The 20,165-nt window shown below is 72.3% G+C and carries 18 protein-coding genes and 2 pseudogenes; 8 read left to right on the plus strand and 12 right to left on the minus strand.

Annotated elements, in window-relative coordinates:
- The first annotated feature begins 15 nt into the window (after window positions 1-15).
- Together H297_RS0102000 and H297_RS0102005 are read left to right on the plus strand one after the other, a co-directional pair.
- Window positions 16-396 (plus strand): DUF2255 family protein, encoded by a 381-nt coding sequence (locus H297_RS0102000; RefSeq protein WP_027735678.1) that lies wholly within the window; start codon window positions 16-18, stop codon window positions 394-396.
- A gap of 208 nt (window positions 397-604) precedes the next feature.
- Window positions 605-1,768, plus strand: a complete 1,164-nt coding sequence (locus H297_RS0102005; RefSeq protein WP_027735679.1) for a low temperature requirement protein A — start codon at window positions 605-607, stop codon at window positions 1,766-1,768.
- Window positions 1,769-2,094: 326 nt separating this feature from the next.
- On the opposite strand, the pseudogene H297_RS40985 reads toward H297_RS0102005, so the two are convergent.
- The 7 genes and pseudogenes from H297_RS40985 to H297_RS0102040 form a co-directional block, all read right to left on the minus strand.
- A pseudogene (locus H297_RS40985) lies at window positions 2,095-2,904 on the minus strand (IS5 family transposase).
- Between the two features lie 87 nt (window positions 2,905-2,991).
- Window positions 2,992-3,615 carry a GNAT family N-acetyltransferase gene (locus H297_RS0102015; protein ID WP_078513667.1) on the minus strand — a complete coding sequence of 208 codons (624 nt, stop codon included), beginning with the start codon at window positions 3,613-3,615 and terminating at the stop codon, window positions 2,992-2,994.
- A 140-nt stretch (window positions 3,616-3,755) separates the two neighbouring features.
- Window positions 3,756-4,718 (minus strand): zinc-binding dehydrogenase, encoded by a 963-nt coding sequence (locus tag H297_RS0102020; protein WP_027735682.1) that lies wholly within the window; start codon window positions 4,716-4,718, stop codon window positions 3,756-3,758.
- A gap of 152 nt (window positions 4,719-4,870) precedes the next feature.
- On the minus strand, window positions 4,871-5,776 hold the full coding sequence (locus tag H297_RS0102025) for a TIGR03620 family F420-dependent LLM class oxidoreductase (RefSeq protein ID WP_027735683.1): 906 nt from the start codon (window positions 5,774-5,776) through the stop codon (window positions 4,871-4,873).
- Between the two features lie 64 nt (window positions 5,777-5,840).
- On the minus strand, window positions 5,841-6,602 hold the full coding sequence (locus H297_RS0102030; protein ID WP_027735684.1) for an amino acid ABC transporter ATP-binding protein: 762 nt from the start codon (window positions 6,600-6,602) through the stop codon (window positions 5,841-5,843).
- On the minus strand, window positions 6,599-7,549 hold the full coding sequence (locus H297_RS0102035; RefSeq protein WP_027735685.1) for an amino acid ABC transporter permease: 951 nt from the start codon (window positions 7,547-7,549) through the stop codon (window positions 6,599-6,601). Before H297_RS0102035 ends, H297_RS0102030 begins: the two co-directional genes overlap by 4 nt.
- 72 nt (window positions 7,550-7,621) lie before the next feature.
- Complete coding sequence (locus tag H297_RS0102040; protein WP_027735686.1) at window positions 7,622-8,581, minus strand: ABC transporter substrate-binding protein; 960 nt, start codon at window positions 8,579-8,581, stop codon at window positions 7,622-7,624.
- 537 nt (window positions 8,582-9,118) lie between these two features.
- On the opposite strand from H297_RS0102040, the gene H297_RS0102045 reads away from it, so the two are divergent.
- Window positions 9,119-10,315, plus strand: a complete 1,197-nt coding sequence (locus H297_RS0102045; protein WP_027735687.1) for an NAD(P)-dependent malic enzyme — start codon at window positions 9,119-9,121, stop codon at window positions 10,313-10,315.
- Between the two features lie 100 nt (window positions 10,316-10,415).
- On the opposite strand, the gene H297_RS0102050 is transcribed toward H297_RS0102045, so the two are convergent.
- Entirely contained in the window at window positions 10,416-11,204 is a 789-nt protein-coding gene (locus H297_RS0102050) for a class I SAM-dependent methyltransferase (RefSeq protein ID WP_027735688.1), read from the minus strand.
- Window positions 11,205-11,281: 77 nt separating this feature from the next.
- Here H297_RS0102050 and H297_RS34005 point away from each other — a divergent pair.
- A pseudogene (locus tag H297_RS34005) lies at window positions 11,282-11,914 on the plus strand (CGNR zinc finger domain-containing protein); the annotation flags it as partial.
- Window positions 11,915-11,964: 50 nt separating this feature from the next.
- On the opposite strand, the gene sodX reads toward H297_RS34005, so the two are convergent.
- Window positions 11,965-12,579, minus strand: coding sequence for a nickel-type superoxide dismutase maturation protease (gene sodX / locus H297_RS40990; RefSeq protein WP_078513668.1), 615 nt, complete (start codon window positions 12,577-12,579; stop codon window positions 11,965-11,967).
- 172 nt (window positions 12,580-12,751) lie between these two features.
- Here sodX and sodN point away from each other — a divergent pair, with 172 nt between their 5' ends.
- Window positions 12,752-13,147: a superoxide dismutase, Ni gene (gene sodN / locus H297_RS0102060; protein WP_027735690.1), complete on the plus strand. Its 396-nt coding sequence runs from the start codon at window positions 12,752-12,754 to the stop codon at window positions 13,145-13,147.
- A 385-nt stretch (window positions 13,148-13,532) separates the two neighbouring features.
- On the opposite strand, the gene H297_RS0102065 is transcribed toward sodN, so the two are convergent.
- Window positions 13,533-14,669, minus strand: a complete 1,137-nt coding sequence (locus H297_RS0102065; RefSeq protein ID WP_027735691.1) for an ANTAR domain-containing protein — start codon at window positions 14,667-14,669, stop codon at window positions 13,533-13,535.
- 254 nt (window positions 14,670-14,923) lie between these two features.
- On the opposite strand from H297_RS0102065, the gene H297_RS40100 reads away from it, so the two are divergent.
- From H297_RS40100 to H297_RS0102080, 3 genes are all read left to right on the plus strand, one after another.
- Window positions 14,924-15,892 carry a helix-turn-helix domain-containing protein gene (locus tag H297_RS40100; protein ID WP_051351416.1) on the plus strand — a complete coding sequence of 323 codons (969 nt, stop codon included), beginning with the start codon at window positions 14,924-14,926 and terminating at the stop codon, window positions 15,890-15,892.
- A gap of 39 nt (window positions 15,893-15,931) precedes the next feature.
- On the plus strand, window positions 15,932-16,969 hold the full coding sequence (locus tag H297_RS34015) for a helix-turn-helix domain-containing protein (RefSeq protein WP_051351417.1): 1,038 nt from the start codon (window positions 15,932-15,934) through the stop codon (window positions 16,967-16,969).
- A 90-nt stretch (window positions 16,970-17,059) separates the two neighbouring features.
- Window positions 17,060-17,830, plus strand: coding sequence for a hypothetical protein (locus H297_RS0102080; protein ID WP_027735692.1), 771 nt, complete (start codon window positions 17,060-17,062; stop codon window positions 17,828-17,830).
- Window positions 17,831-17,859: 29 nt separating this feature from the next.
- Here H297_RS0102080 and H297_RS34020 read toward each other — a convergent pair whose 3' ends face one another.
- Both H297_RS34020 and H297_RS0102090 read right to left on the minus strand, forming a co-directional pair.
- Window positions 17,860-19,059, minus strand: a complete 1,200-nt coding sequence (locus tag H297_RS34020) for a N5-glutamine methyltransferase family protein (RefSeq protein ID WP_037792492.1) — start codon at window positions 19,057-19,059, stop codon at window positions 17,860-17,862.
- 47 nt (window positions 19,060-19,106) lie between these two features.
- The gene (locus H297_RS0102090; RefSeq protein ID WP_199787125.1) at window positions 19,107-20,081 is read right to left on the minus strand and encodes an EamA family transporter; all 975 of its coding nucleotides are present in this window, start codon (window positions 20,079-20,081) and stop codon (window positions 19,107-19,109) included.
- Window positions 20,082-20,165: the final 84 nt, after the last annotated feature.

Genomic DNA, 20,165 nt, shown 5'->3' on the forward strand with positions numbered 1-20,165 from the left:
AAAGGAAGACCGGCCATGACCGCCTGGACTCCGGATGAGCTCGATCGCATCAACGCCGAGACCTACTTCACCGTCGGGGCGACCCTGCCGGACGGAACCACCCCCAAGACCGTCGACATCTGGTCCGTGCCCGTCGGGAACCGGATCTTCATCCGCTCCTACAACGGCACACGGGGGAAGTGGTACGGGCCGGCCCTGAAGACCGGCCGGGGCCGGATCTCGGCCGGCGGGGTCAAAAAGCCGGTGCGCTTCGTACCCGTCGACCCCGACGACGAGGAGACCAACCAGGCCGTCGACGCCTCCTACCTGGAGAAGTACGCGGACAGCGAGTACTCGGTGACGATGTCGACCGAGCCCGTACGCCGCAACACCCTCGAGGTGGTCCCCGAGGAGTGACGCCCCGGATGCGTGCAGCGGTCCGGGGCGGGTGACGCCCCGGACCGCACGGCCTGTTCTGCCCGCCATCACCAGTCCGGCCTGCCGGTGCGAACGGTCAAGTCATCCCCGTCGTCGCCACCCTCTACGGCAAGCATCCGGGACCGAGCACCCCACCCCACCCCTGGCCGCGGACCTCCCATGACCAGGACACGGAGGCATCCCCGTCATGACCGTCGAATCCCGATTCCGGCTCGTCCCGATGCGGCCGCGCGACCCCGACGCGGAGGGCCGCACCGCCTCCACCCTCGAACTGTTCTTCGACCTCGTCTTCGTCGTCGCCGTCAGCACCGCCGCGGTGTCGCTGCACCACGCCCTTACGAAAGGGCACGTCCTCGAAGGGCTCCTCAACTACGGGATCGTGTTCTTCGGGATCTGGTGGGCCTGGATGAACTTCACCTGGTTCGCCACCTCCTTCGACACCGACGACTGGCTCTACCGAGTGCTCACCATCGTGCAGATGGGCGGCGTGCTCGTCCTCGCCTCCGGGATCAAACCGGCCTTCGAGGACCACAACTACTCGGTACTGATCCTCGCCTACGTCGTCATGCGCCTGGCCCTGGTCGCCCAGTGGCTGCGCGCCTCCCGCTCCGCCGGACAGGCGCGGAGCGCCACGCTCATCTACGCCGGCGGCATCACCGGCGTCCAACTACTGTGGCTGGCCTCCCTGCTGCTGCCGGAATCGACGTTCTTCGTCGCCCTTGTCGTCCTGGTGGCCGCCGAGCTCGCCGTGCCGATCGTCGCCGAGCGCACCGGCTCCACTCCGTGGCACCCGCACCACATCACCGAGCGCTACGGCCTGTTCACCCTCATCCTGCTCGGTGAGAGCCTGCTCGCGTCGGCCAACGCGATCATCGAGGCTCTCGACGAGGCCGCCCACCTCACGCCGCTGATCGGCGTCGCCGCACTGACGCTGGTTGCCACCGCCGCCCTGTGGTGGATCTACTTCTGGCCGCCGCACCACCACGCCATCTCAAGTTTCGCCAGCTCCCTGGCCTACGGGTACGGCCACTTCTTCATCTTCGCCGCCGCGGGCGCCTTCTCCGCGGGCATCGAAGTCGAAATCGATGTGCTCACCGGGCACAGCGAGCTCCACCAGCCCTGGGCGTCGCTCGCCTACACGATCCCTCTGGCAGTGTTCGTCCTCGGCATCTGGGCGCTGGCGATCAGGCCGCACGCCGACCGCGTGGTCAACACCATCCTGCCCCTGGCCGGCCTCCTGATCCTGATCGACCCCCTGATCCCCGTCCCCTTCGCCCTCACCGCGGTCATCCTCGCGGGCACCGTCGCCGTGCTCGTCTGGAGACAGCCGATCGACACCGCCAACGCCTAACCCTTCTCCCTGCAGCCGCCTCGGTCGTGTGGGAGATGAGTGATGCGACTGTGCGGCGCCCGAAGTGCCCTGCGGCGGGGCAGGCGACGACAGGATGAGCCGGGCTGCCCGCGGCGTATGGCTCCAGGAGCTGGAGCATCTGTTCGTCGGTGCCGCCCAGGGTGCAGCCGGCTAGCCGTGGGGTTCTGCCCCCACACGAAGGCAGCGAGCGGGATCACGCCGGCTACAGACGGAGCGAAGACCCACGGACAGGCCCGGAATCGAAGTTCGACTCGCTGAGGCCCTGTACGAGGCGACGACACTGCTACCCAACTGGCGAGCACCCCCTACTGATCCTTGGAGAATGAAGTGCGGAGGCGGCGAAGGCATACGAGGCTACAAGCCAGTTCAAGCAGGCCCTGGTGAAATTCCTTCGTAGCGGATGCGGAGCCGCTTGAACTGGTGCAACCAGGCGAAGGCGCGCTCGACCACCCAGCGCACCGTGCCCAGCCCGGAGCCGTGCGCGACGCCGCGCCGGGCGATCATCGGCTTGCTGCCGCGCTTCCACAGCAGACGACGGTACTTGTCGAAGTCGAAGTCGTAGCCCTGATCGGCATACAGACGCCGAGGGCTGCGGCGGGGACGGCCTCGCAGACCCCGACTCGCTGGGATTGCGTCCAGCAGTGGCAGGAGCTGGGTGACGTCATGGCGGTTGCCACCGGTGAGCGTGACGACGAGCGGGGTGCCATGGCGGTCGACGATCAGATGGTGCTGGGAGCCGGGACGGGCACGGGCGAGGGGCCGACGCGCCCCCCTTTGAGGGCCTGGACGTGAGAACCGTCCACGGCACAGTCGTCCAGGTCCAGCAGGTCGGCGCGGCGCAGTTCGGTCAGCAGGACGGCGTGCAGACGTGGCCAGACGCCAGCCTCGGTCCAGTCCCGCAGCCGGCGCCAGGCCGTTACGCCGGAGCAGCCCACGATGTCGGCCGGGACATCGCGCCAAGCGATACCGGTGCGCAAGACGTACGTGACACCCGCGAAGGCCACTCGGTCCGGAACACGCAGTCGGCCCGGGCGGCGGTGACGCCGTTCGGGAGCGGGCGGCAGAAGCGGCGCCACCCGCTCCCACAGGTCATCCGGAACAAGATCAGCACGCATCCGGAACACGATGCCGACCAAGATCGTCGAGCACGAAACCCGTAGCTCGACTCTTTCTGAAACGATCAGTTAGCCGAACCGTTCACCTCACCCGCAAGGTTCCCGCCACATCGGCCACATCACCGGCCCCCCGAACGGCAAGTGGATACCCTCGCCGCGTACGGCGAACCCGTGCCGCTCGTACAGGGCGCGACTCCGCTCGGAGGACGCCTCCAGGTAGGCGGGCAGCCCCTCCCGGTCGCAGACCGCGAGACGGTGGCGCAGCAGCGCGCCCCCGATGCCCTGGCTCTGCCGGTCCGGGGCGACGGCGACGGCCTGGAGGTAGGCGTGGTCCTCGTGCGGGTGGCACTGCTCCGTCAGCTCGCCCATCGCCCGGAGACGCTCGTTTCCCGGGTCGACCTCGTCCAGGGCCGCGCCCAGTTCCTCACCGCCGTGCTGGGCGCCGTCCCGTACGTCGAACCACAGGGCGACGCCCGTACCGTCTCCGGTGAGCTCCGCCGTGCCGTGTGCGTGTGCGCCCGCCAGGAACGTCCCGAACAGCACCGGGTGCAGGGCCTCCCTGCGGTCCTCCTCGGGGAAGATCCACCTGCTGACCTCGTCCGTACGGAAGGCCGCGTGCAGCAGCGCACGCGCAGCACCCAGGTCCTCCTCGCCGACCGCACGGATCGTCGCCCGGGTACGTGCACGTGTCCGCACCGCGTCGGGATTCATCCCCTTCTCCACCACGCTCTCGACTCGCCACCTGCGACCGTCAGTTCGAGACGCGAGTATGCCGCACGAGGAGCCGCCCGTCAGCGGTACCGGATCACCCGCCCCCGGCCTGGCGGGCCGGCCTTCGGCCGCCCGGACGGTCAGACCGTCAGCACGACCTTGCCGAACAGCTCACCGCCCGCCATCTTCTCGAAGCCCTCACGGGCCCGGTCCAGCGGGAAGCAGGAGTCGATCACCGGCCGGATGCCCTTGGCGGCGCAGAAAGCGAGCAGGGAGGCCAGCTCCTCCTTGGTGCCCATGGTGGAGCCGACGATCTTCAGCTCCAGGAAGAAGATCCGGTTCAGCTCGGCGGCCGGCGGGTTGGGGCCGCTGGTGGCGCCCGAGATGACCAGGGTGCCGCCGGGGCGCAGCGACTTGACCGAGTGCGACCAGGTGGCGGCGCCCACCGTCTCCAGCACGGCGTCCACCCGGTGCGGCAGCCTGGCGCCCGCCTCCAGCGCGGCCTCGGCCCCCAGGTCCAGGGCGCGGTTCCGCTTGGCCGCGTCCCGGCTGGTGGCGAACATCCGCAGCCCCGCCGCCGCGCCCAGGACGAGCGCCGCGGTGGCCACGCCGCCGCCCGCGCCCTGCACCAGCACCGAGTCGCCGGGGCGGACGCCGGCGTTCGTGAACAGCATCCGGTACGCGGTCAGCCACGCCGTCGGCAGGCAGGCCGCCTCCTCGAAGGACAGCTCCGCCGGCTTGGGCAGCACGTTCCACTGCGGTACGGCCACCCGCTCGGCGAACGTGCCCTGGTAGCGCTCGGTCAGGATCGAGCGCGGCTCCCTGGGGCCCACGCCGTGGCCGCTCTGCCCGATGACGGAGTGCAGCACGACCTCGTTGCCGTCGTCGTCGATCCCGGCCGCGTCGCAGCCCAGGATCATCGGCAGCGACTCCTGACCCAGCCCCACGCCCCGCAGCGACCACAGGTCGTGGTGGTTGAGCGAGGCCGCCTTCACCGCCACGGTCGTCCACCCCGGTGGCACCTTCGGCTCGGGCCTCTCCCCCAGCTCCAGTCCGGCCAGCGGCTGTTCCTTGTCGATACGCGCGGCGTAGGCAGCAAACATGCCGCCGACGCTACGCCGCGGCGTCCGCCCGGCAACAGCCCGGACGGACGCGGAGCGAGCCGGATCACGCGCTCAGCGCACGAACTCCTCCACGAGGATCTGTTCCGTGCGCGGCTGCGCGTCCCGCTCACCCGGACAGCGAGCTCACAAGGTCACTGTCCCACCGGCAGGGCCTCCGCCAAGGTGCGCCAGGTCTCGCGCGGGAGGTCGGTGCCGGTGTCGGCGGTGACGACCTGGAGGGCGACGTGGTCCGCGCCGGCCGCGAGGAACTCGTCGACGCGGGCCCGGACCGCCTCCGCGTCGCCGAGGGCGAACACGGCGTCCACGAGGCGCTCGCTGCCGCCGCCGTCGAAGTCGGACTCGGTGAAGCCGAGACGCTGGAGGCTGTTGCGGTAGTTGGCCAGCTGCAGATAGCCCGCCAGGTAGTCGCGGGCGGTGCCGAGGGCCTCGGTGCGGTCGGCGCCCGGACGCTGGAGTACGACCTTCAGCTCGGGCGCCAGCAGCGGGCCGTCCCCGAGGATGCCACGAGCCTCGGACGTGTGTTCGGCGGTGACGAGGTAGGGCAGGGCGCCCAGCGCCCGGTCGGCGGCCAGCTTCAGCATCTTCGGCCCCAGCGCCGCCAGCGCGCGCTGGGCGACGGGCACCGGGCTGGGCGCGTTGTCCAGCACGTCGAGATAGGAGCGCATGGCCGAGTAGGGGCGGTTGACCAGCGGGTGGTCGAGAGTGGCGCCGCTCTTGATCTCGTCGTGGCTGACCCCGAGCCCCAGCAGGAAGCGGCCCCCGAACTCGTCGCTGAGCTGGGCGTGGCGCGCGGCGACCTCGGGGGCCGCGTGCTGCCAGATGCTGAGGATGCTGGTGCCCACCGTCACCCGCGAGGTGGCGGCCAGCAGCCGGTAGGCCATGTCGGGCGACGGACTGCCGCCGAGCCAGAGGGTGCCGTACCCCAGCTCCTCCAGTTCGGCGGCGGCCTCCTCGACCTGCGCCCGTCGTGCGGCGTCGTCGGTGCGCAGCGAGACCGCCCAGATGCCGACCCTGCCCAGGTGTGCGTTGTAAGCCATGGCGCCCACAGCATCACATCCGCGCCGGCTATTCCAGGATCGACGGGTTCCTGGGCGTCCGCGGCTACAGCACCTTCGACAGGAACGACTTGGTGCGCTCGTGCCGCGGGTTGGTCAGCACCTCACGCGGTGCGCCGGACTCGACGACGACGCCGCCGTCCATGAAGACCAGCGAGTCACCGACCTCCCGGGCGAAGCCCATCTCGTGGGTGACCACGACCATCGTCATGCCGTCCCGGGCCAGCGCCTTCATCACGTCCAGGACCTCGCCCACCAGTTCGGGGTCGAGCGCGGAGGTCGGCTCGTCGAAGAGCATCAGCTTGGGGTCCATGGCCAGGGCCCTGGCGATGGCGACCCGCTGCTGCTGGCCGCCGGACAGCTGGGCGGGGTAGCTCTCCCGCTTGTCCGCCAGCCCGACCCGGTCCAGCAGCTCCTCGGCCCGCTTGCGCGCCTTCGCCCTGGGCGTCCGCTTGACCTGGACGGGCGCCTCCATCACGTTCTCCACCGCCGTCATGTGCGGGAAGAGGTTGAAGCGCTGGAAGACCATGCCGATGTCGCGCCGCTGGGCCGCCACCTCGCGGTCCCGCAGCTCGTAGAGCTTGCCGCCCTTCTCGCGGTACCCCACCAGGGTGCCGTCCACGTGGAGCCGGCCGGCGTTGATCTTCTCCAGGTGGTTGATGCACCGCAGGAACGTGGACTTGCCCGAACCCGAGGGGCCGACGATGCAGAAGACCTCGCCGGTCCGCACCTCCAGGTCGATGCCCTTCAGGACGTGGACGGGGCCGAACGACTTGTGGACGGCCTCGGCTTTGACCATCGCTGTCATGACGAGATGCCTCCGGAGCGCGCGGGCCGACGGTGCCAGGTGAACAGGTTGCGCCGCACCTTCTGCCACGGCGTGAGCGGCAGTTGCCGCGACGCCCCCTTGGCGTAGCGGCGCTCCAGGTAGTACTGCCCGATGCTGAAGACGGTCGTGATGATCAGGAACCACAGCGTGGCCACGATGAGCAGTTCCATGACCGCTCCGGAGTTGTTCCCGATGTTGCGTGCCTTGCGCAGCGTCTCCTCGTAGGTGACCACCTCGCACAGGGCCGAGGTCTTCAGCAGGTTGATGAACTCGTTGCCCGACGGCGGCACGATCACCCGCATCGCCTGGGGCAGCACGATGCGGCGCATGTTCTGGGTCTCTGTCATGCCCAGCGCCTGGGACGCCTCCGTCTGGCCCTCGTCGACCGACTGGATGCCGGCCCGGCAGATCTCCGCCATGTAGGCGGCCTCGTTGAGGCCGAGGCCGAGGAGCGCCGCCATGAACGGGGTCATGACGTCGGTCATCTCGTCCTTGTAGATCGGCATGATGTCGAGGATCGGGAAGATCAACGCCAGGTTGAACCACAGCAGCAGCTGCACGTAGACGGGCGTGCCGCGGAAGAACCAGATGTAGCCCCAGGCGACCGAGGAGGTCACCGGGTTCTTCGACATCCGCATCACCGCGAGGACGATGCCGAGCACCAGGCCCATGATCATCGACAGCACGCTGATGACGAGGGTGTTCTTGACGCCTTCGAGGACCTGGCCGTCGAAGAAGTAGTCGGGGATCGCCGACCACTGCAGGTCCGCCCCGGCCACGGCGTTGGCCAGCAGCGCCAGCAGCCCGAGGACGACGACAGCGGCGACGTAGCGTCCGTAGTGCCGCACGGGTATGGCCCTGATGGCCTCCGGGGCGGTCTTCGACGGGGAGGACCCGTCGGGCGGGGTGGCGTCGGTTGTTTTCACGGGGACTTGCCTCTCAGCATCCTGGGCGGGGGCGGTCGTGGGCCCTGCGGTCGTTGTCGGTGGTGGCCCGGCTCAGGAGCCGGCGTTGACGGTGACCTTCTTGACGCCGCCGTCCTGGACGCCCCACTTCTCCAGCGCCCGCTGGTAGCTGCCGTCCTCGATGATGGCGTCCATGGCGGCCTTCAGGGCCCCCCGCAGCATCTTGTTGTCCTTGCTGACGGCCACGCCGTAGGGGGCGGACTGCATCTGCTTGCCCACCACCTCGAAGTCCCCGCTGGACTTGGCGGCGTTGGCGGCGACCGGGAAGTCGGAGATGTCGGCGACCACGCCGCCGGCCTTCAGCCGCAGCCGGGCCTCGTCGTCGGTGTTGTAGGCCTCGACGTCGATCTTCTTCTTGCCGTCCTTGACGCACTTCTTGGTCTGGGCCTTGAGGATCTCGTGCGAGGTGGTGCCGCGCTGGGTGGCCACCTTCTTGCCGCACATCTGGCCGACCGTCTCGACGTTCTCGGGGTTGCCCTTGCGGACGAGGATGGAGGAGCCGGCGGAGAGGTAGTCGACGAAGTCGACGCCCTTGCCCGCCTTCTTGCCGTCCTCCCCGAGACCTTCCTGGCGGTCCTTGGTGTCCGTCATCGCCGACATGATCATGTCGAAACGGCCGGTCTGCATGGAGGTGATCAGGCCGTCGAAGGTGCCGTTGGTGAACTGGAACCGGACGCCCAGCTTCTTGCCCATCGCGTTGGCGATGTCCACGTCCAGACCGACGATGTTCGCGCCGTCCTTGTACTCCATGGGCTTGTACGCGGCGTCCGAGCCGACCTTGACGAGACCCGCGTCGCGGATCTTGTCGGGCAGCTTCGCGCTCAGTTCGCCGCCGCTCCCTCCGGACCCGCCGCCGTTTGCACCGTCCGTCTGGTCGCCGCAGCCTGCCAGCAGCAGGGCGCCACCGGCCAGCAGAGCGAGAGGAACGGTCCGGGCGCGCCGCGCGGCCCCGCGCGCGGTCCGGCCGGCGGTGTGGGGCCTGCTTGCGGTCATGGGCGGGTCCTCCTGGCGGTGAGGGAGCAGCCGTGGGGTCGGGCACACACCTTCGGATGTCGCGACCGTGTCCGACGTGAACTGATGAGCGGATGAACGGATGGGGGGCATCTTGCCATCCGGACAGGCGGGAGCAGGACGCCGCCGAGGTCGCAATCGGATAACGGAGAGGCGAATCCGATTACAGGGCACCTGCGCAGGCCGTAAAGGCGGCCGGGCGCCCTGCACCGCGCCGGAACCCTGCCTTCCGTCTCACCTGTCGGACATCGCGCCCGGAACGGTCGAGCTTGTCCGGGATTGGGCCAGGATGGACGCCGGAGCGGCCGGAAGTGAGTCGTCCGCGGTGGCGGTCGTCGGGTAGAAAGGTCGATTACACCCCTCACCCGGGGACCAGGGCGTGTGTGCGGCACGCCCGGCGTCCGTACCTCCCTCCGGGCCGCGACAGGCCGCTCGCCCGGGAAACGGACGTGGTGCCCGCCCGTTCCTCACCGCAGGGAGCGGTCACCCTCACACGATTCGACAAAGGGGTTCAACACAGTGGCAGCGGAGATCGTCAACCAGAAGGACGGGCTGGAACCGGACGTCATCGATCCGGCGTTCGCCCTGCATCGCGGCGGGAAGATGGCCGTGCAGGCCACCGTGCCCGTGCGCGACGCGGACGACCTGTCCCTCGCCTACACGCCCGGCGTCGCCAAGGTCTGCAGCGCCATCGCCGAGCAGCCCGAGCTCGTCGACGACTACACCTGGAAGTCCCAGGTCGTCGCCGTGGTGACCGACGGCAGCGCGGTGCTCGGACTGGGCGACATCGGCCCGGAGGCCTCCCTTCCGGTCATGGAGGGCAAAGCCATCCTCTTCAAGCAGTTCGGCGGCGTGGAAGCGGTGCCGATCGCGCTGGACACCCAGGACACCGACGAGATCGTGGACACGGTCGCCCGGCTGGCGCCCTCGTTCGGCGGCGTCAACCTGGAAGACATCGCGGCACCCCGCTGCTTCGAGATCGAGGCCCGCCTCAAGGAGCGGCTGGACATTCCCGTCTTCCACGACGACCAGCACGGGACGGCCATCGTCACCCTCGCCGCGCTGCGCAACGCCGCCAAGCTCAGCGGCCGGGCGCTGGGCCAGCTGCGCGCCGTCATCTCCGGCGCCGGCGCCGCCGGGGTCGCCATCGCCAAGATCCTCGTCGAGGCGGGCATCGGCGACGTGGCGGTCTGCGACCGCAAGGGTGTCGTCTCCCAGGACCGCGAGGACCTCACCGAGGTGAAGCGGGAGCTGGCGGGCTTCACCAACAAGGCGAACCTCAGCGGTTCCCTCCAGGCGGCACTGGAGGGCGCCGACGTGTTCATCGGCGTCAGCGGCGGCACGGTGCCGGAGGAGGCCGTCGCCACCATGGCGCAGGACTCCTTCGTCTTCGCCATGGCCAACCCGAACCCGGAGGTCCACCCGGACGTCGCCCGCAAGCACGCCTCGGTGGTCGCCACCGGACGCAGCGACTACCCCAACCAGATCAACAACGTGCTGGCCTTCCCCGGCATCTTCGCCGGGGCGCTCCAGGTGAGGGCCACGGACATCACCGAGGGCATGAAGCTGGCCGCGGCCGAGGCGCTGGCCGCCGTGGTGGCCGACGAGCTGAGCCCGGACCGGGTGATCCCCTCCCCCTTCGACGAGCGCGTCGCCCCCGCGGTCACCTCGGCGGTGGCCGCCGCGGCGCGGGCGGAGGGCGTCGCCCGCCGCTGACCCCGCGCCGGGTCGCGCCGACGGCCCCGGCGACGGCCCGCAAAGCGACCCGGCCCCCGCTCCGCGCAGGAGCGGGGGCCGGGTCGCGCGCGGCGGCCGTTCAGCGCAGGCCGAGCACCAGGGAGTCGGTGGCGGAGCACCACACGGCGCGGGCCTCTTCGAAGCCGGCCTCCCGCAGGGTGGCGGCGTGCCACTCGGCGCTCTGGAACTCCTCGTTGTTGTGGTCGTGCCGCACCTCGGCCGGGTTGCCGAACAGGGCGAACCGTTCGGCCGCGACCTTGCCGAGCGCCGGGTCGTCGGCCAGCGCCTGCCACCAGCCACCCCAGTCGAGCCGGCCTTCCGCCGACCCCCGCCTGCGCCGCGCCTCTTCCCAGGTGTGCACGGCGGCGTTGATCCGCGGTGTCGACTCGTCCGGCATGTGGTCGGCGTTCATGAAGACGCCGCCCTCCCGTACCAGCCCCGCCACCTGCCCGTAGAGGGCGCGCAGCGGCTCGGTACGCATCCAGTGCAGTGCGGTCGCGGTCAGTACGGCGTCGAAGGGGCCCTCGTCGGCCACCGCGTCGGGCCAGTCCGGATCGCTCAGGTCGGCCGTCACGAAGGTGGCCCGCTCCTCCTCGGCGAAGGTGCCGCGGGCGAGTGCGAGCAGGGCGGGGTCGCGGTCGACGCCGACAGTCCTGGCGTTCGGCATCCGCGCCAGGACGCGGTCCGAGATACTGCCGGTGCCGCAGGCCAGGTCGAGCACCTTGGGCCGGGGGCCGACCAGGGCCTCGGTCATCTCCGTCATGACCCGGAACCGCTCCTCGCGGTCCGGCATGTACTCCTCCTGCTGCCGGTCCCAACTGCGCTGCCAGCTTCGCCAGTCGACCTCGTGCAGTGCGGGTGTCGTCATGGTTCCCCTCTGCCGTAATACCCTCGTAGTCATTTCAGCCATTACCTACAGTAGAACGCCCGCCGTAAGGATCACAAGTGGAACTGAACTATTACTCCGATCTGGCAGTGCGGCTGGTCAACACCGAGCAGCCCGAGCGCGGGGAGGACACCCTCACCTCCGTCGACGCGGTACGCGACCTGATGGCGGCGAACAGCGCCATGCGGCGGCGCGCCGCCGATGCGGACGTGAGCAGGCTGCGGGCCGTGCGCACCCGCCTGCGGGCGGTCTTCGCGGCGGCTTCGGAAGGCGACGAGGTACGGGCGGTCGACCTCCTCAACGCCCTGCTGATGGAGTTCCCGACCAGTCCGCAGATCTCCGGACACGGCGACCTGGACGGCGAGGGCCGCCCCCGCTGGCACATGCACCTGGCCGAGCAGCCCGCCAACGCGACCGCCGCCTACGCGGCCACCGCCTGCATGGGGCTGGCCTTCCACCTGACCGACCTCGGCGTGGACCGGCTCGGCATCTGCCAGGCGAGCCCCTGCCGGAACGCCTACCTGGACACCTCCACCAACCGGTCGCGGCGCTACTGCTCGGACCGCTGTGCGACCCGCGCCAACGTGGCGGCCTACCGGGCCCGCAAGCGGCGCGAGAGCAGCCCGGAGGGCCGGGACGAGGCGGCCGGCGACGGTGCGACGGGGACCGCGCGCGCCCAGGACCGCGGGAGGCCGGGCAAAGCGGCCTCGGGGGCCGGGGCGGCGGGGTTGACCCGGTCCGCCTATTCCTCCGGTTCCACCCGCTCCGCCGGGACGGACGGGCCTGCTGAGGCGGAGGGGGCCGCAGAGCCGGACGACGAGGCGGGGGAGGCGGAGGGGCCGGCCGGGTCGGCGCCCCAGGCGGGCGGCCTGGGGCGGAGCGGGCCCGTCAGCGGCCGCGCGGCCGAGAGCACCCAGCGCACTGCCGGCACGGGCGAGGACTGAACCCCGCGCGGGGGCCGCAGGCGCAGCCACGCCCGCGCGAGCACGAGTTCGTCCGGCACCACGCCGAACTCGCGGCTGTCGTTCCGCACCAGTGGATTGTCGCCCCGCACCCACCAGCCGCCCGTCCGGCGCTCGACCGCCCGCTTGACGATGAGCAGGTCGTGCTGGAAGGGATGGCACAGCACGACGACGTCACCAGGGCGTACGGCGGCACCGTAGGTGACCAGCAGCCGGTCGCCGGGGTGCAGCGTGGGCCGCATCGAGGGGTTGTAGACCTCGGCGAGCCCGATCCTGCGCAGCCCACGGGCACGGCCGCCGCCGGGCCCGCGCTCGCCGCCGTCCTCCGGGTGCCGCGCACCGGACGTCGGCTCCCTGCCGTGCGACAGCCCGCGCTGCGGCGTACCCTCCGGCATCTTCTCCGCCTCCGGTCGTCCCGGCCGCGCCACCGTGCCCGGCCCGATTGCTCCAACAGATCCGGCACCCGACCGGACTTTTGTCCTAAGCCCGCGGGGGCACACGCGAAAAGGCTTCCCACACGGAGTAATCTCGCACGTGAGAAGACGATCACGAGGAAGGATGGCTTTTATGCTCTCCCGACTGTTCGCCCCGAAGGTGCGGGTCAGCGCCCATTGTGACCTGCCCTGCGGCGTCTACGACCCGGCACAGGCCCGGATCGAGGCCGAATCCGTGAAGGCCATTCAGGAGAAGTACCAGGCCAACGACGACCCGCACTTCCGCACCCGCGCCACCGTCATCAAGGAGGAGCGCGCGGAGCTGGCCAAGCATCACGTCTCGGTGCTGTGGAGCGACTACTTCAAGCCCCCGCACTTCGAGAAGTACCCGGAGCTGCACCAGCTCGTCAACGACACCCTCAAGGCGCTGAGCACGGCCAAGGGGTCCACCGACCCGGCCACCGGGCAGAAGGCGCTGGACTACATCGCCCAGATCGACAAGATCTTCTGGGAGACCAAGAAGGGCTGAACGGCTTCCGCTTCCGGACGCCGGCCGCGGCCGCACCACAGGGCCGCACGCAAGTTCGACCGCACCCGGTCCGCCACCCGCCTTCCAAGGTCGTGGCAGGTCGGGTGCGGTCTTGTGCCGGGTCGCGCCCCCTGCCGGAGGGACGGCACGGGGAAAGCAACTCCGGCATCTTTGGCCGAAGTCGCTCGGAACCCGGTGCGGAGAGAGGATGATGGGATACCCGGCAGCCCAGAGCTGCCGGGAGCGTGCCACGGGGGCTTGGACGGCGATCCCCCGCTGGTACGGGGGCCCGCCGCCGCGCCTATCGGCGGCGGGCCCGAGCGGCCCGGGGCACTGCGAATCCCCTCTCGCGCCCCGGGCCGCGCCGTGGGGCCCGGCCCTCCGGTCACCCGTCCCGGTGGAACGGCGGGCCGACGAGCCGGCGCGCGACGACGTCGCGGGCCACCTCGTGCAGCGGCCGCCGGTGGGCGCGGGCATAGCCGCGCAGCGTGCGGAACGCGTCCTCGACGGTGCCCCGCCGGCGCTCGGCGAGCACGCCCTTGGCCTGCTCGATGACGACCCTGCTGTGCAGCGCCCGTTCGAGCTCGTCGACACGGCGCAACGCCGCCTGGTGGGCCAGGCCCGTTGCGCAGGCCCCGGCCAGCGCGGCCAGGTCCGCGCGGGTGGCGGGGGACAGCGGCCCCTCGTCGGGCAGATGGACGACCAGCACGCCTGCCGGCCGATCCCCCGCGGACAGGTCCCCGGCGGACCGGGCCTCCCCTGGCCCGGTCTCCGCGGGCCGGACCCCTGCCGGTCCGGCCGCCGCCGGTGGAACCCCTTGCGGTCGCTCCCCGGGCGGCGGGGCGTTCACCGGCGCGGCGGCTGTCGGCGGCAGGCCGTTCACCGGCGCGGCAGGTGTCGGGGCGGCCGTGTCCGGGCGCGGACGTGGGTCCGGTCCGGACGGAGGCGGAAAACCCTCCGCCGGCAGCGGAACGGTGTGCACCGTCCGCACACCCGCCTTGCGCGCGGCCCGAGCGTACCGGGGCCACGGCACATCCGGCCCCTCCAGCGACAGCCCCTCGACCGGCTCACCGGTACGCAGGGTCGCGATGCCGGGGCCCTCGCCCTCCGCCGCCTCCAGCAGCCGCAGTCGGGCCGCCCACGCACCACTGTGACCGTGCGGCACCGCCTCCCGCCCTCCACGGCTGGCGGGGGCGTGGAGCAGCACGGCGGTACCGCCGGGGCGGCCCTCCTGGGCGAGCCGGAGGTGGGCCCGCACCGCCAGCGCGACCAGCCGCGGATGGCTGCCGCCCGGCCCCTCCCGGAGCGGATCGGGTGCACCGGGGGCGGAGAGGGTGACGCCGGGGTCTGCGGGGTCGGGAAGGTCCGGCGCGCAGGGGTGCGAACCGGCCAGGGACAACAGGGCAGCGGCCAGGTCGAGCCCGTCCGCGGCCTGGCCGTGGCGCTGCGCGGGCCGCGGATAACTCGCAGGGCGCGAGGGGTTCGTGTGGGGGGCCGCCGCGCCGGGCCTCGGCACAGACATCGTCACTCCGGTCCTGTTTCGCTCCGTCGGTTCCGTCCACTCCCCCGATGCGGGGCCTCCGCACCAATCGGGACGGGAACGGCGCGCGGCACGGCACCGCTCAGGACAACGTGCCCCCCGTCGGCGGCGCAAGCGCCGTCGGGTACGGATGTCGTTCGATGGCCACTCACTTCGTGATGTGGGCTGCGGTGGGACCGGTTGCCGCCCTAGCATCGAAGGCGGGGCCGCGGCCCGAGCGAGGAGGTGCGGAGGCCATGCACGACCCGGTGCGCCGCGTACGGCTGAAGACCGCCGATCCGCGCGAGGCCGAACATTTCCTGCGACAGGCCTATGTGGAGCACACGCCACGGCTGTCCGGCGACCACGAGCAGTTCCGCTTCCATGCGACGCTCACCCAGGTCGGCGCGTTCGGCGTCGAACGGATCGCGCAGTCGATGCGGATGGACGCGGACACCGAGCCGCACCGCTGCGTCTACGTCGTGCAAGTGCTCGGCGGCGGCCTGGAGATGGCGGCCGGGCGGGCCGAACTGCGCTCGGGACCCGGCGACCTGCAACTGTGCGACCCGTACGCCCCGACGCGGGTGACGTGGCAGAACGTGCGGCTGGGCATCGTGCGCATCGGCCTGCGTGAGGTGGAGCGGATCGCGGCGGAGAGCGAGGGAGCCGCCCAGGCGGCACCGGGGCGGCTGGCCCTCAGCCGGCCCGTCTCGCCGGAGCGGGCGCGCTACTGGCAGGCGGTGGTGCGCCACGTCCACCACGACGTACTGGCCAACCTGGAGGCGGTGAGCAGCCCCCTGGTGCAGGCGGAGACGACACGGCTGCTGGCCACCGCCGCCCTGGCGGCCTTCCCGCGCAGCGCCGCCGAGCGGGCGAAGCTGCCCACGCCGGGCTGGCTGGCGCCGGCCGCCCTGCGCCGCGCCATGGACTACATCGACGCCAACGCGGACCGGCCCATCGGCCTGCGCGACATCGCGCAGGCGGCGGGCGCCGGTCCGCGCGCACTCCAGCACGCCTTCGCACGGCACTGCGAGACGACGCCGACCGGCTATCTGCGCCGCGTCCGGCTGGAGGGCGCCCACCGGGACCTGAAGGCGGCCGACCCCGCCTCCGGAGTCACGGTCGCGAGTGTGGCCGCACGCTGGGGGTTCGCCAAACCCGGCCGGTTCGCGGGGCATTACCGTGCCAGATACGGGATCTCCCCCAGCCACACGTTGCGCACATGAGCTGTACCCCCGCAGCACAGCGGGGCGAAGGAGCCGGCATTGTCCCTTGCACAACCCCGCGCGGCCGCACGGGAGTTCGCCACCACCGATCCCGAACGCGCCCACGCGTTCCTGCGGCACACCTACGCCGACAACGCCATGAGGATCACCGGGGGCCGGGACGGCTTCCGGATGGCCCACACCCAGGAGGAGGCGGGTCCGCTCTCGGTGGCCGTACTCAGCCACAGCATGGCGGTCGAACACGTCACGGAGCCGCTGGGACGGCTGGTGCTGGCACGGGTGGTGCACGGGCACATCGAGCGCCGTACGGGTGGAGAAACGTTACGCGCCGCACAAGGGGACGTCTTCCTGGTCTCGACCCCCGAGGCGCCGTACGTGGTCCGCTGGGACGACATCAGCCTCCAGTTGGTCAGCCTGGATCCGGCCGTGCTGGCGAGCGTCGTGGGCAGCACGGCGGAGACCCCGGCGTCCGAGAGCACCGGTCCACCCGATGTGCGGTTCACCGGCTGCGCCCCGGTGACGGCGAACGCGGCCCGCTACTGCGGCGGCGTCCTCGACCTGCTGACCGGCCATCTGCTGACCGGTTCCGCCCGCGCCGCCACGGCGGCCGCCGAGCCGCTGGTGCTGGACAGCGCGGCGCGTTCCCTGGGCGCCGCGCTGCTGACGACGTTCCCCAACACGGCCGTGTCGGGGCCGAAGGGGCCGCGGACGGCCGGCGCCCGTACCGGAGCGTCCGAGGCCGCGGTCCGGCGCGCTGTCGCCTACATGGAGGAGCACGCGCACGAGCCCGTCGGCCTCGGTGAGATGGCCCGCGCGGCGCGGACCACACCGCGCGCCCTGCAACGCGCCTTCCGCGACCACCTCGACACCACCCCCACCGCCCACCTGCGCCGTCTGCGGCTGGAGCGCGCCTACCGCGAACTGACCGCGGCCGACCCCACCGACCCGGCCGCCCCGTCCGAGGGCGTCACCGTGGCGGCCGTCGCCCGCCGCTGGGGATTCGCCCACCCGGGCCGGTTCGCCGCCGCGTGCCGCGCCACCTACGGACGCACACCGCAGGAGGTGCTGCGTGGCTGAACGGGGCTGCCCCACCGCGGGCCGGCGTACCGCGCCGGGGCTCCGAAACCGCCGGCCCGCGGCGCGCGCAAGGTACCGGAGTGCCCCCTCATGACTCCCACACCGCCCGTCGGCATCGAGATCACCCGGCTCACGGAGCGCCCCGAGGCGGCCGGTCGCCTGTACGACATGGCCGAGGAGCGGCCCGTCTTCGTTCCGCACGACCCGGTCGCCGCCGCCCTGTTGCACCGGGTGCCGCAGGAGTTCCCCGCCTACTGCGTGGTGGCGACCGACGGCAGCCGCGTCGTGGCCCGCGGTCTCAGCGTGCCCTTCGACGCCGTGTCCGAGGGCCGCGCCGAGACACCGGACGGCGGCTGGGACCAGGTGCTCACCTGGGCGTTCACCGACCGCTGGGCAGGACGTGCGGGGACGGCGGCGAGCGCACTGGAGATCACCGTGGACACCGGGTACCTCGGCCGCGGTCTCTCCCCCCGCATGGTGGCCGCCCTGCGCGAGGCCGCCGCGCAGCAGGGGCATGCGGCGCTGCTGGCTCCGGTACGCCCCACGGGCAAGCATCTGCGCCCCCGCGTCCCCTTGAGGGCCTACATCGACGAGCGCCGCGCCGACGGGCTGCCCGCCGATCCGTGGCTGCGCGTCCACGTGCGGGCGGGCGGCACCGTGGAGAGGGTGGCTCCCGCCTCCATGACGGTCAGCGCCTCGCTGGAGCGCTGGCGGGAGTGGACCGGCCTGCCCTTCGACCGGGACGGCGACGTGGAGGTGACGGGTGCCCTGGTGCCCGTCCACTGCGACCTCGCGCACGGCCACGCGGTGTACGTCGAGCCGAATGTGTGGGTACGGCACCGGCTGCGGCGCTCCGGGTGACCGGCCGGGCCTGCCCGGCGCTGTCCGGTTCAGCCGTCCGCGGGGCGCAGCCGCCACAGGGTGGTGACCTCGGCGGCGCGGGCGGCGTGCAAGGGGGCCGCCGGGTCGGCGGCCCGGCCGTGCACGGGGCGGGCGTCGAGCTGTCCGGCGACCTGGAGGCCGGCCTCCTCGAACCACTCCAGCAACTGCGCGCGGGGGCGCAGCCCCAGATGCTCGGCGAGGTCGGAGAGGATCAGCCAGCCCTCGCCGCCGGGGGCGAGCCGTGCACCCAGGCCGGACAGGAAGCCGCGCAGCATGCGGCTGTCGGGGTCGTAGACCGCCTCTTCCAGCACGGAGGTGGGCTTGGCCGGCACCCAGGGCGGGTTGCAGACGATCAGATCGGCGAGGCCCGCCTCCTGGGGCGGGAACAGGTCGGCCCGTACGACCTCCACCGTCCGGTCCACACCCAGTCGCGCCACGTTCTCGCGCGCACAGGCCAGCGCGCGCTCGCCCAGGTCCGTCGCGGTCACCCGGGCCACCCCGCGCCGGGCGAGCACCGCGGCGAGGACGCCGGTGCCGGTGCCGATGTCGAACGCGGTGAGCCGCGCGCGCCCGCCGTCCGGGCCGCGGGCCGGCAGCGGGGCGCGTGCCACCAGGTCGACGTACTCGCCGCGCACCGGGGAGAAGACCCCGTAGTACGGGTGGACACGGGCGCCGCCCAGCGCCTCGACGGGCACCCCTTTGCGCCGCCACTCGTGGGCGCCGACGATCCCCTGGAGCTCGCGCAGGGACACCAGCGTCAGCTCGTGGGCCGCACCGTGGGAGGGACCGTACGCCTCGACGCAGGCCTCCCCCACCCGGGGAGCCCTGCGCAGCGGCACCTCGTACGAACCGTCGCCGTCCGACTCCAGCGGCACCAGCAGCATGCCCAGCACGCGGGCGCGGCGGGAGCGGGCCTGCCGGTGGAGGTGGAAGCTCTCCCGCGGTGTGGGGCCCTGCTTGGGCGGCTTGCGGTCCACGCGGCGGCCGAGCGCGGCCAGCAGTTGCCGCGCACCGTGGTAGTCGCCCCGCCACAGCAGCGCGGTGCCCTCGCAGACGAGTTTGTAGGCGAGGTCGGCGGCCATTCTGTCGTCGGCCACTGCCACCCGGCGCGGTGGCCGTGCTCCGCTCCCGGAGCGCCACACGGCCGTACGCCACACCCCGTCCTCGTCCCAGCCGACGGTCTCGACGGCCCCATTTCGTGCGCTCACCGGGCAAACCCTAGCCGCGCCCTCCGACAGCGCCCCCGGGCACCTGCCTAGCCGTGCTGTCCGCCGGAGCCGCGCACCGCTCCCATGCTCGCGGCGACCACCAGGGCGATGGCCAGGAGCTGCGCGGGGCCCATGCTCTGGCCGAGGACGAGGAAGCCCGCGGCGGTGGCGGCCACCGGCATGAGGCTCATCAGCACGGAGAAGGTCGCCGGGGACAGCCGGCGCAGGGCGAGCATCTCCAGGGTGTAGGGCAGCCCCGAGGAGAGGACCGCCACGGCAGCGCTGAGCCCCAGCGTGAGCGGGTCGAGCAGTGCGCCGCCCGCGCTGAACACGCCGAGCGGGGCGCTGATGAGCGCGGCGACGCCCATGGCGATCGCCAGTCCGTCGACCTTGGGGAAGCGGGCTCCGGTACGGGCGTTGAAGAGGATGTACGCCGTCCACATGGCGCCGGCGGCCAGCGCGAAGGCGACGCCGGGGACGTTGAGCCGGTCGAGGTCGCCGGCGCCGAGCAGGTAGACCCCCACGCCGGCCGGTGCGGTCCACACCACGTCGAGGGCGCGCCGGGAGGCGAGGACGGACAGGACGAGCGGGCCGAGCAGTTCCAGGGTGACGGCGGCACCGAGCGGAATCCGCTCGACGGCCTGGTAGAAGAGGGTGTTCATGGTGGCCAGGGCGACCCCGAGGCCGGTGACGGCCAGCCAGTCCGCGCGGCTGTGCCCGCGCAGCCGCGGGCGGAAGAGGGCCAGCAGCAGGACCGCGGAGAAGACCAGCCGCAGCGTCACCACGCCCAGGGCTCCGGCCCGGGGGAAGAGCAGCGCGGCGACCGCCGAGCCGAACTGCAGCGACAGCGCGCTGCCGAGCACCAGTCCGACGCCACCCGGGCGCCCGCCGCGCCCGCCGCCCTGCGGCACGGGGCCCACAGCCGGATCGCTCCCGCCCGCGGCCGGCTGTCCGGGAGCGCCCCCTGGTGCGGCGGTACCGGCTGCTGCGGTGGCGCCCGGGGAGGGTCGTGCCGTGGTCATGGCAGCAACGCTACGGGTGTCCCGCGATCGTGTGAAATGCCGCCCGGGCCCCCGCGCCCGGTCGAGCGCGCCGGGGAACCCGCC

The organism is Streptomyces sp. CNT360 (genome assembly GCF_000424785.1).